Origin of the sequence: Pedobacter sp. W3I1 (assembly GCF_030816015.1) — a bacterium.
Taxonomy (GTDB): domain Bacteria; phylum Bacteroidota; class Bacteroidia; order Sphingobacteriales; family Sphingobacteriaceae; genus Pedobacter.
Genome location: NZ_JAUSXN010000001.1, coordinates 3,881,674 through 3,892,891 on the forward strand (window position 1 = coordinate 3,881,674; position 11,218 = coordinate 3,892,891).

At 38.8% G+C, this 11,218-nt stretch carries 9 protein-coding genes; 2 read left to right on the forward strand and 7 right to left on the reverse strand.

What is annotated here, in order from left to right; all coding sequences use genetic code 11:
• Window positions 1-8 precede the first annotated feature (8 nt).
• Window positions 9-776, forward strand: a complete 768-nt coding sequence (locus tag QF042_RS16065) for a polyprenol monophosphomannose synthase (protein WP_307530150.1) — start codon at window positions 9-11, stop codon at window positions 774-776.
• Between the two features lie 22 nt (window positions 777-798).
• Here the strand turns inward: QF042_RS16065 and QF042_RS16070 are convergent, their stop codons facing one another.
• The 5 genes from QF042_RS16070 to QF042_RS16090 all read right to left on the reverse strand — a co-directional run bounded on the left by QF042_RS16070 (window position 799) and on the right by QF042_RS16090 (window position 9,073).
• A complete protein-coding gene (locus tag QF042_RS16070) occupies window positions 799-1,308 on the reverse strand; it encodes a YdeI/OmpD-associated family protein (protein ID WP_307530152.1) in 510 nt (169 codons plus the stop codon).
• 406 nt (window positions 1,309-1,714) lie between these two features.
• On the reverse strand, window positions 1,715-2,293 hold the full coding sequence (locus tag QF042_RS16075) for a hypothetical protein (protein WP_307530153.1): 579 nt from the start codon (window positions 2,291-2,293) through the stop codon (window positions 1,715-1,717).
• Window positions 2,294-2,303: 10 nt separating this feature from the next.
• On the reverse strand, window positions 2,304-5,318 hold the full coding sequence (gene dnaE / locus QF042_RS16080) for a DNA polymerase III subunit alpha (RefSeq protein ID WP_307530155.1): 3,015 nt from the start codon (window positions 5,316-5,318) through the stop codon (window positions 2,304-2,306).
• Window positions 5,319-5,320: 2 nt separating this feature from the next.
• Window positions 5,321-6,634 carry a DNA polymerase IV gene (gene dinB / locus QF042_RS16085; RefSeq protein WP_307530157.1) on the reverse strand — a complete coding sequence of 438 codons (1,314 nt, stop codon included), beginning with the start codon at window positions 6,632-6,634 and terminating at the stop codon, window positions 5,321-5,323.
• A 477-nt stretch (window positions 6,635-7,111) separates the two neighbouring features.
• On the reverse strand, window positions 7,112-9,073 hold the full coding sequence (locus QF042_RS16090) for an OmpA family protein (protein WP_307530160.1): 1,962 nt from the start codon (window positions 9,071-9,073) through the stop codon (window positions 7,112-7,114).
• A gap of 196 nt (window positions 9,074-9,269) precedes the next feature.
• Here QF042_RS16090 and QF042_RS16095 point away from each other — a divergent pair, with 196 nt between their 5' ends.
• A complete protein-coding gene (locus QF042_RS16095) occupies window positions 9,270-9,455 on the forward strand; it encodes a hypothetical protein (protein ID WP_307530162.1) in 186 nt (61 codons plus the stop codon).
• A gap of 28 nt (window positions 9,456-9,483) precedes the next feature.
• Here the strand turns inward: QF042_RS16095 and QF042_RS16100 are convergent, their stop codons facing one another.
• Together QF042_RS16100 and QF042_RS16105 are read right to left on the reverse strand one after the other, a co-directional pair.
• Complete coding sequence (locus tag QF042_RS16100; protein ID WP_307530164.1) at window positions 9,484-10,131, reverse strand: response regulator transcription factor; 648 nt, start codon at window positions 10,129-10,131, stop codon at window positions 9,484-9,486.
• Window positions 10,132-10,242: 111 nt separating this feature from the next.
• The gene (locus tag QF042_RS16105) at window positions 10,243-11,214 is read right to left on the reverse strand and encodes a type IX secretion system membrane protein PorP/SprF (protein WP_307530166.1); all 972 of its coding nucleotides are present in this window, start codon (window positions 11,212-11,214) and stop codon (window positions 10,243-10,245) included.
• Window positions 11,215-11,218 lie beyond the last annotated feature (4 nt).

Consider the following 11,218-nt stretch of genomic DNA (forward strand, 5'->3'; position numbering starts at 1 on the left):
CAACAAACGTGTCAGATAGTTTAGTCATCATACCCACCTACAACGAGAAGGAAAACATCGAAAAAATCATTAGAAAGGTTTTTTCTTTAACCCAGCCTTTTCATGTTTTAATTATAGATGATGGCTCTCCTGATGGAACTGCTGAAATTGTAAAGTCGCTTCAAGAAGAATACGAAGGGCATTTATTTATTGAAGAGCGTGCTGGTAAACAAGGCCTGGGTACAGCATACATTTACGGTTTTAACTGGGCATTACAACACGATTATGCCTACATTTTTGAAATGGATGCAGATTTCTCTCATAACCCGGATGATCTGGCGCGCTTACGCGAAGCCTGTGTAAATGGCGCAGATGTAGCCATTGGTTCCAGGTATGTTAAGGGCGTAAATGTTGTAAACTGGCCAATGGGTAGGGTTTTAATGTCGTATTTTGCTTCAATGTACGTGCGTATGATTACCCGGATCAACATTCAGGATGCTACCGCTGGCTTTAAATGTTACCGCAAAATTGTATTGGAAACCATTCCACTAAATAAAATCAAATTTGTTGGTTATGCGTTTCAGATCGAAATGAAGTTCACCGCCATTAAATTTGGGTTTAAAGTAGTCGAAGTTCCAATCATCTTCACCGATCGTACCGAAGGAACATCAAAAATGAGCACCCGTATTTTCAGGGAAGCTTTTTTAGGTGTAATCCAGATGAAAGTTTCGAGTTGGTTTAGGAATTATAGTCGGGAGTCGGACAGTCCGGAGTCCGAAGTCCGAAGTCTTAATTGACTCACGACTAAAGACTACAGACTTAAGACTTACCTTGCGATTCCCTGATCATTGCGCCAAAATCCTGACCTTTATCCATCGCTTTAACCGTCATTACGATTCTTTTGGTGCGTGTGGGTTCGGTTTTAGCCTGATTAATCCAATTGATGTAATAGTTTTGATGCGATTTAGGCTGTTTTAAAAAGTTATGCATTAAATGCGCTTCTTCTGACAGGCAGATTTCTAAATCCTCGGGCATTTCAATCTTAAAGTCTTTATCTTCTTCCAAATAAAGTTCGACACTTGCTCCGGCTTCTTTTCTTAGTTTTTTACGAACTTCTCCTTTTAAGGCAATAATAAAATCGCCCTCTCCCATTGGGATAGTTGCCATACCGCTAATCTCCAACTGATCTATTTTCCCCTTTACCCTAAAACTCTTTTTACAATCAGGCTTAATTTCATTAGCCAAAGTTGCCGGAATAAACACATAACTCCAGCCGGTTTTTTCGCCCATGGTTTCGAAACGCTCTATTTCTGCTTTGAAGTGGATCATGGTTTAAATATAAAAATTATGTTTTAACAAGTAAATGATTAAATCGTTAGGCTATTTGTGAACACGCTAGAAATGAGTCTTAGTTTTTTTACCATATAAGGCATTTAAGGAACATATAAACTTAAATAAACGTCTATTCCTCAGATGGTAAATGAGTTTAAATATTGATGTTGAAAAGACTCTTCGCTGTGCTCAGAATGACAGATTTAAATAAAAAGGTCGTCATAACGACTACACTCGAAATGGTGATTCACGACCTAGTTCCATTGCCCTAGCAGTATATCTAAAAAGCAATTCTTCAGAACAATAAAATCATAAAATAATTCCCTAAAAGATTAATCGGCTCAAAAACAAGCCAAATCATGAGCCGATTAGCCAGATTAATCGGCTCATAACCTAAAGCAAACTAGTATAACAAAGAATATTGACGATGATTTAAAGGACGCCCTGTCAATTTAAACTCATTGACTACCACGAATTGTTTTTTAATTTCATCAAGTTTGCGAATGGCAATCGTATCACAATTGAATGCAATATTGATATTACCATACAAATTTTCTGCCTGATCAATTTGAGCTGGACTCAGTTCACGCCCTATTGAAATATGGGCATTACTACCGTTTATGGTATTTTTAGATTTAAGCCTTTTCCGAAATGCTTTTAAAAGAGCATTCAGGTATAATTTGGATAGAGCATCAGGAAGTAAAACAATAGCCTGACCGAATTTGGATAAACTTAAATAATCAAAAGTTACTTCTTGTGGCCTTTGTGAACCACAAATTTTCTCAATACATTTTTTGTAAAAACCCAACTCGTATTGATCTGCTAAAAATTCAACAATGGTAACATGTGCCTCTGAGTTTCTACTGCTATACCAGCCAATTTTTTCCGCGAGTGTATTTTTTAAAACACTTACTTCATTAATACTTTTTCTTTGAGGGTAAACAACTATTGAATACCTGTCTTTTTTTAATTTTAAATCCATATCAATTTATTTAATCAATTGCCACCGGATTCATCTGGATATCCAATTTGGCGAACTTTAAAACCTCGATGCTCTGAAAGCCAAAATCTTCAACCACCTTACCCAAAATAAGGTAACAGCCCTTTCCTTTAAAAGGATACAGGGGTGTGGTATTGGGAAAATGGGTGGTATCGAAGAAATCGCCGTTGGCATCTAAAAAAGTACCGAACCACATTTTGGTATTTTTAATGGTGTGTACCGTTTTTTCGCAAACATAGTTCCCTACCATCCTTACCGTTTCACCCAAATGTTTATGCATATCGGCTGCCATGGTATCGCCACGATAAGGCGTTTTTAAAAAATCGAACATTTTATAATTGAGCGGATAACCCAATAATTCCAACTCTGTATAAGCATTTTCGAGTTCGGAATCGGCCAATGCAGGGAGCTGATAGGTTTTATAACTCAGCTTAAAAAGCTCCGCATGGTTTACTTTTTTCTGTTTAAAACCAAGATAATTGTGCACATCCCAAAGCAGGGTTTTCCGATCTTTGCCCGTAAAACGTAATGCACCTAACCGGATTAAAATAATGGCCTGTTCTAATGAGATACAGGTTCGTTTTACAAAATCTTCTAGATCGATATATAAACCATTTGCATTACGTTCTGCCGGAATAATTTTAATGATTTTTTCTTCTAAACCCTGAACAGCAATAAAGCCCAGATAAGCATCTGCACCTTTTATATTTACTACATCATCGCTATGGTTAACACAAGGCAGATGCACCCGCGCTCCTGTTTTTTGTAGCTCATACACATAAACCCATCGACTGTAAAAACCACCATAGTTATTCAGTACGGCTACCATGAATTCCATGGGATAATAGGTTTTGAGATACAGACTCTGATAGCTTTCTACCGCAAAAGAGGCTGAATGGGCTTTCGAAAAACTGTAACCTGCAAAAGAGGATATCTGTCGCCAAACTTCGGTAATGAGTTCTTCTGAATGACCTTCATTTCTGGCTGAGACGAAAAATTTATTCACCAGTTCATCGAAAGCCAGTTTAGAACGGTATTTTCCGCTCATGGCTTTACGGAGGATATCGGCATCGGCCAGATCTAAGCCTGCGAAATAATGACATACTTTGATCACATCTTCCTGGTAAACCATTACCCCATAGGTTTCACTAAGTCGCTGTTTCATTACGTCGCACAGGTATACCACTTTTTCGGGTGCATGGTAGCGTTCGATATAGGATTTCATCATGCCTGAGCTGGCTACCCCCGGACGGATAATGGAGCTGGCTGCCACCAGGGTAAGGTAATTATCACATTTCAATTTTTTGAGCAATTGCCTCATGGCCGGCGATTCGATATAAAAACACCCGATGGGCTGTCCTTCTTTGAGGATATTATTTAACTTTTGATCTTCCTTAAAGGTTTTAAAATCGTGAATGTCGATATCCTTTCCCTTGTTCTTTTTAATGAGCTGTACGGCTTCGCGGATGTGCCCGATACCCCGCTGGCTTAAAATATCGAATTTCTCATAACCAATGGCTTCGGCTTCATACATATCCCATTGCACGGTCGGGAAACCCTTTGGCGGCATATCCAAGGCCGTATAGTAGGTAATCGGCTCTTCAGAAATCAGAATCCCCCCGGCATGGATCGAACGCTGGTTGGGCATACTTTTCATGTAACGGTGTACAGCCAATAACTTCTGGTAAGTGGCATTCAGTAAATTTTCACGTTCTTTGGTCGGGTCGGTAAAACTATCTATTTCGCCTTTAGGTAAACCCAACACCTTACCAATTTCTCTGATAATTGCACGATCTTTAAAAGTGCTCATGGTGCCCAGAAAAGCAACATGCCATTTTGGATAGCGTTCAAAGATATAACGTTGGATCACCTCCCTTTCGTCCCAGGAGAAATCGATATCAAAATCTGGCGGGCTAGTCCTCTTTTCGTGTAAAAAGCGTTCAAAGTATAGATCGAGATCGATCGGATCTACATCGGTAATGCGCAAACAATAAGCCACGATGCTATTTGCACCCGAGCCACGCCCAACGTGATAGAAACCGCATTTATTCATAGCATAGCTTACAATATCATAGGTAATGAGGAAATAAGCACAGAAATTTTTAAGTTCGATAATGCGCAGTTCTTTCTCTAAACGTTCAATGGCTTCTGTATTATTTTTACCATAACGGTATTTAAGCCCTTCTTCGGCCAGCTCTTTAAGCATTTTTTTATCTCCTTCAAAATCTCCGGTATAAAAAAACTTGTTTTTAGAAGTAGGTGTAGGACCATCCTCAAAATAAACACTTAAATCGCAACTGTTTAATAAGCGCTGGGTATTCTGAACAATGAAAGGATACTGTTCAAATTGCTGGGTTAGTTCTACTTCTGGAATCAGGAACTCATCCGGATCACATTTCTGCTTATCGGGCACTTTACTTAAAAGGGTATTAAGTTCGATGGCCCTAAAATATTCGTGCAGACGGTAGGTGATCTTATTACTAACGGTAACAGGATGCCAAACTAACAATTTTTCCTTTTGTTTTAAAAGCGGATGTTTATATAACAGATTGAGCTGTTTGGCACGGACACCGATAAATTCATTTTCTTTGAGGGCCTGATTAAAGGATTTTTGAAAGGGGTAAATGATATATACATTTTCCATTTTGGGCGGAACCTTTGGCAGCGAAATGTTGTAGATGTTATGATGACTTAAAAATTCATTCAATTCACGCATTCCTTCCCTGTTTTTAGCAATGCCCACATACAACAACTTATTATCGATCTGAAACTCGATCCCTGCTACAGGTTTAATCTGATATGGAATATTGCCTTTATGTATTTCATCAGCTTCTTTAGCAATGCCTTGTTTATAACACTCGCGAATAAACTCTATTGCACCAGTTGAGTTATTGATATCAGTAAGTACCATTTGATGAATACCCAAACTCCGGGCAGTAGCAATTAACTGGCCAATGCTCTGCGTACCATACTTTAGACTATAAGAAGAATGAACATTTAAAAACATCGCTAATCATAAGATTTAGTACCTATTGTTCCTTTTTCACTCATAAAGCTTCTGATTTTTGAGCGTTTCCTTGCTTCCTGCTGCTCTTCTTCTGTTTGGTTTTCGATTAAAATTTTCTTTTTGCGGGGATTGTATTTGATTATTTTCCCTGTTTCATCGCGGGGCGGTTGTGTAACAATACAGGCTTTTACCACCGCTTCGGCACCATAATGGTTGCGTACTTTATCCATGGCCTGGTAAAGACTGTATTCTTCTTCGGCGATATTATATAAACCAATTTGCTCATAACCGCTCACCAAATGTGAAAGTTTTACGCCTACCAGCCGAAGCAGCATCCGTTTTGAATATACCTTCTCGAACAGGCTATGTGCCTTGCTAATCAGAAATGAATCGAGCGAGGTATAAGGAATACGCTCTTGCTGGGTAACCGTTTCGAAATTGGTATAACGTACAGTTATGGTAATACAGGCGGTTAGTTTTTTCTGATTACGCAGCTGGAAGGTTAGTCCGCTAACCATTCCTGTAATAATGGCTTTTAGTTTGGCCATATCCATGGTATCGCTTTCGAAAGTGGCTTGTGTGCCGATTGATTTTCTTTCGCGGTAAGGTACCACGGGCGAAAGATCGATGCCGTTTGCTTTTTGCCATAAACTTAAACCATGCTGCCCCAAAATTTTAAACATGAGCTGTTGCGGGATCTGCGTAAGCGTAAGGATTTCGCGAACACCCATTTCGCTTAATTTTTTATAGGTAGCATGACCAATACCTGGAATTTTATGAATAGCCAAAGGATCGAGAAAGGGTCGCAATTCAGAAAAAGTAACCTGCCGCTCTCCATCAGGCTTAGATTCGTTCGTAGCTATTTTGGCTACGGTTTTATTGATCGACAAACCAAAGGAAATTGGCAGTTTCATCTCTTTGATAATGGTTTGTCTGAGTTCAGATGCAAATTTCATACAGCCAAAAAAGCGGTCCATGCCTGTCATATCGATATAATGTTCATCAATGCTAGCTTTTTCGAAAAGAGGAACTTTATCGGCAATAATCTCGGTAATCTCATGCGAAGCTTTGGAATATTCTTCCATATCGCCTTTTAAAAATATAGCCTGGGGACACAGCAATTTTGCCGTCCTCCCGGGCATTGCAGAATGTATGCCGTACTGGCGTGCCTCGTAACTGCAAGAGGCTACCACACCCCTATCGCCGCCACCACCGATAATTACAGGTTTACCCAATAACCTGGGATTTTTTCTGATTTCTACAGATACAAAAAATGCATCCTGATCCATATGAATAATCTGCCTTTCTTTATCCATTCTCGTATTATAAGGATGATTGAGATCAAAAATACTAATATTTTTAGTTTTAATAAAAATTAAAGGAGTTTATTTTTAAACAAAACACTAACAATTTTAGCTTTAACTATCACTTTATCATCGCCAGTTATGGTTGAAGAGTTTGCCACGGAGACACAGAAAGCACGGAGTTAAATTCCAATTAAGTTGCTCTGCGGAACCCAGTGATGTTTACCATATAAGATATGTTTTAAAGGGTCTTCGACTACGCTCAGACTGACAAATCGATATGTATCACTTGATGGATAAGGTTTTAGGCCAATTTGAACCAGATAAGATATCTAAGAAAATATAAGCTCATATGCCCTAATATTTCTTATATGGTTAAGAAAACTCAGACTGACAAATCGGTATGTATCCAGCCATTAACAAAAAATGCTCCCAATTTTCATCAGGAGCATGTACTAAACAATTAAAATATTGTAATCTTAATTGTGCTTATTGCTTTACAATTTTGAATGCTGTTCTTCTGTTTAACTGGTGTGCTTCTTCGCTACATGCTACCCCGTTGCTGCATTGGTTTAACAACTGTGTTTCGCCGTATCCTTGTGCGGTAATGCGGTTTTTATCGATACCCCTGGAAATGATATACGCTACAGCAGATTCGGCCCTTTTTTGCGATAGGTTTAGGTTATAACTATCCTTGCCTCTGCTATCGGTATGCGAGCCTAATTCAATCCAGATGGTCGGATTATCGGTCATGATCTTAACCAATTTATCCAGCTCTACTGCAGCATCTGGTCGGATGTTCCATTTATCGAAATCGTAATAGATATTTTCCAGCTTAATTGCTTTATTCATTACAACCGCTTCTAAATGCAGGTTTTGCGTAAGTACGCTCGAAGTTGTTAAACCAATGGTTGCCAGATTTTCTACATCAGACCTGTAATTTGTTTTCTCTGCCGAAACATTGTATTCAGATTCTTTGGCTAAATTAAATCTATAAGCGCCGTTCTCATCGGTTTCGGTTTTTAGAACAGCACCGTTTACTTTTGCTAAGGTTACCAATGCACCTGCAATGGGTTGATTGCTATCTTTATCAAATACCCTGCCTTCTAATCTGAAAGCCAGGATCATTTTCTGATCAATGGTATAAATATCATCGCTACCTAAACCACCCTCACGATTGGAAGAAAGATAAACAATACCACCTTTTTCGTTTAAGCTAAAACCAAAATCATCCTGTGGAGAATTGAAAGGGTAACCCATATTTTCGATCTGACCAATCTTACCTTTTTCTCTTAAAGCCTGATAAACATCCAATCCTCCCATTCCAACTCTACCATCGCTAGAAAAGTAAAAGTTATCTTTTTCATCAAAAACCGGACTGCGTTCGCTGCCATCGGTATTTACTTCTTTCAGGTTAATGGGCTTGCCCCATTCACCAGCATCTGTTTTCAGACAAACATAAATATCAGTTCCGCCCAGGCCACCCGGCATATTCGAAGCGAAATAAAGGCTATTTCCATCGGTAGTAATAAAAGGATCGCCTACAGAGTAACCGTTTACATTATTATAAGCAAATGAAACCGGTTCGCCCCAAATACCGTTAACACCTTTTGTACTGCTAAAAATTTCTACATTAACAGTTGTTGGTTGTTTTTTTAAGCGCTCCAGTTCATCGGTGATACGGGTTAGCGTAAAATACATGGTTTTTCCGTCGGCTGTAAAACTTGCCGAACCTACGTGATACCTGGTACCTGCTTTTACAGGAAACAACTGAAGGCTATCGTTTGGCGACGGTTTGATGTATAGTTTCAGGTATCCGTTACCTGTCCAACCGTATACTTTTTTATCGGGTTCTTTTGATCCGTCGAATCTTAAAAACGGTTTGCTTTCCTGAACATTTAATCTACTATTTGATCTGTCGGAAGTGAATACAACTCCTCCTTGATAGTTAACCGCACCCCAATCAGATTGCGTACTGTTTAAGGCCTTTTGATTGATCAGTTCAATTTTCTTTGGATTTCTGATCCACTTCAAAGCCGAATCGCAAGAAGTAATCCAAACGGTCTGCTGCTTTTCTGATACATTTTTCTTTTTATCAATGTAATTGACGTATTGGACTTTCGCTTCGCTGTATTTCGAATTGCCCTGTAAGGCTTTGGCATAACCTAAAATATTATCAGGGTTACTGCCTGGCATTTTAGCGGCAATAGCATACCAACTTTCGGCCTGCTTATAGTTATAAACCAGCGTATAAGTACTTGCTAAACGTTCTGCAGCATGTAAAGTTTCTTTCTTTTTATAGGCTTGTTCATATAAATCTATTGCTTTCCTGTAATTGAACAGTTCGTATTGCTTATCGGCATCTTTTAATGCATACTGGGCACTTGCCGAAAAACTGAATGCAAATAAACAATATGCAGAAAGGCAAGTACCTAATAAAATTTTCTTCATTATGTTGTTGGGATAGTTGGTCAAAATACTGAATATAGTTAGTTTAAAATACCCTTGGTTTGCTAATTTTAGGTTTTATATGACTTATTCATCTTAAAAAACGTAATCATTTCATCTAAAATTTCAGCTCTAGCTAAAGAATTAATTAAAACTTTGACTGTTTTTAAATGTTGAGTTAGTAATAAATATTTATCTTATGAAGACTAAAGACAGTAAAAACACAGCTGAGAAAGAGCGTAAAAGTAAAGGAAGTTCAAAGGAAAAGGCCACTTTCGATCAAAACGGAAAGGGTGCTTCTGATAAATTTGGTCAAGCTGGTTCCACACCTAACGAGTCAGGAGAAGGTGGGCCTGGTACTATAGATAGAAATAAAAAGGCTTAAAAAAGATAAAAAGAGTAAAATACTCTTTTTATCTTTCATAGATACTCATCTTTTCAGCTAGTTCTATAATGCTTTTTATTTTCAGCTTTTGAAAAAGTCTCAATTTATAAGTACTTACTGTACCCATTTGAAGATTTAGCTGATTAGAAATTTCTAACACTCCAATCCCCTTTGTCAGTAGTTCTGCTACTTCTAGTTCTCTACCCGAAAGTTTGGTAAAAGGATTATCGGCATCGTTACCTAATATGCTGTTGAACATGTTTTCCTTAACATTTCTGCTCGAATAGCGACTGCCAGCTAAAATCGTAGTAATAGCGGTTACAATTTCTGATTCTTCTGCATTTTTGGTTAAGTAACCAGATGCGCCAGACTTTAAATAAGGAACAGCATAAATATTCTCATTCAAAGATGAAAACACCAAAATTTTTGCGTTTGGCTGAACCAATTTAATTTGATCGATTACCTTAAGGTTGTTACCTCCGGGTAAGTTTACATCAATAATGATTAAACTCGGCGATTTTTCTGTTTCAACAAGCGCCTGCGCTAAGGTAGATGCATGAATGATTTCAACACCAGGCCAAAAGTCTGATATTAAACCTTTTAATCCACGACGAATGATCTCATGATCATCAGCAATGAGCACAGTAAAGGTATTTACGGCATTTTTTGTTTTCATTATTTTAAGAATATTCTGCAAGTTACTAAAAAGTTATTTTTTTGTACGCAATTGTATTTAATTTTTCTTTTAAATGTGTAAATATTATAATACACAAGTTTACAGTTTTGTTTAAAACACCCTTGGGGTTGCCAATCTCACATTTTGCTTAATGAACGAATAGGACAATGAAATCTCATGTGTTCCGCCGCTATAGCCTTGTAATGGACCAATTGAGAAATCGTAACCATAACCGATCCTGAGTTTCTCTGACGGAAAAATCTGTATCGCTGCTACGGCAGAATTCCTAGGCGTAAGATCGCGCTGTAAATAGCTTTTATCATACAGCTTTACTCCCGTCCGGTACGAACCGCCAACCCAGATAAAATCTTTGATCATCAGAAATGCATTCAAATCCAAACTCGTTGGACCTCCGCGGTCGTCTTTCAAAAGGAAAGAAGGTTTAACCTGAAAATCTTCCGAAAGTGGAAACAATGCTCCAGCGGTGAGGTAATAATGCGGTTTTGGCTGTGGGATAAAGGCATAACGGTCGATATCGATGTAAGTGGCAATCAGGTTATCGGCCGAGAAACCCGCATAAAACTTATCGTTAGCAAAGTAAACCCCTGCCCTTGCATCGGGCACAATGGTACTCTGCATGCCAACTGGCTGGTTAGGCTCCGGGTTGTTCGGGTTCAGCTGTGCACCATCTATACCCAACTGCACCATTCCAACGCCAAGGCCCAGTGCTAATCGCGAGCTACCATCATCATTCATCCTGATCCGGTAAGAATAGTTACCGTAAATGCTCAGGTTGGTCTGTGCGCCTAGTTTATCGCTCGCCACCTGGAGAGCTAAACCTACATTACCACTGTTAGCGATGGCATCTACCGCCAGCGACATGCTTTTTGGGGCTCCGGTAATACCTGTCCACTGGCTCCGGTAAAAGCTATGCACATTCAGTACTTCTTTATACCCCGCATAAGCAGGATTGATATAAATCCCGTTGAACATATATTGGCTATACTGGGCATCCTGCTGTGCAGATACTGGTCGCGAAAGCAACAAAAACGAACCTGCTATTAATATTATTAATTTCTTCATTACT

Excerpts from the sequence above, each read along its gene's own strand:
- QF042_RS16095 (WP_307530162.1), top strand. The coding sequence starts at position 9,270 with ATGAAGACTAAAGACAGTAAAAACACAGCTGAGAAAGAGCGTAAAAGT.
- dinB (WP_307530157.1), bottom strand. The coding sequence starts at position 6,634 with ATGGATAAAGAAAGGCAGATTATTCATATGGATCAGGATGCATTTTTT.
- QF042_RS16090 (WP_307530160.1), bottom strand. The coding sequence starts at position 9,073 with ATGAAGAAAATTTTATTAGGTACTTGCCTTTCTGCATATTGTTTATTT.
- QF042_RS16075 (WP_307530153.1), bottom strand. The coding sequence starts at position 2,293 with ATGGATTTAAAATTAAAAAAAGACAGGTATTCAATAGTTGTTTACCCT.
- dnaE (WP_307530155.1), bottom strand. The coding sequence starts at position 5,318 with ATGTTTTTAAATGTTCATTCTTCTTATAGTCTAAAGTATGGTACGCAG.
- QF042_RS16105 (WP_307530166.1), bottom strand. The coding sequence starts at position 11,214 with ATGAAGAAATTAATAATATTAATAGCAGGTTCGTTTTTGTTGCTTTCG.
- QF042_RS16070 (WP_307530152.1), bottom strand. The coding sequence starts at position 1,308 with ATGATCCACTTCAAAGCAGAAATAGAGCGTTTCGAAACCATGGGCGAA.
- QF042_RS16100 (WP_307530164.1), bottom strand. The coding sequence starts at position 10,131 with ATGAAAACAAAAAATGCCGTAAATACCTTTACTGTGCTCATTGCTGAT.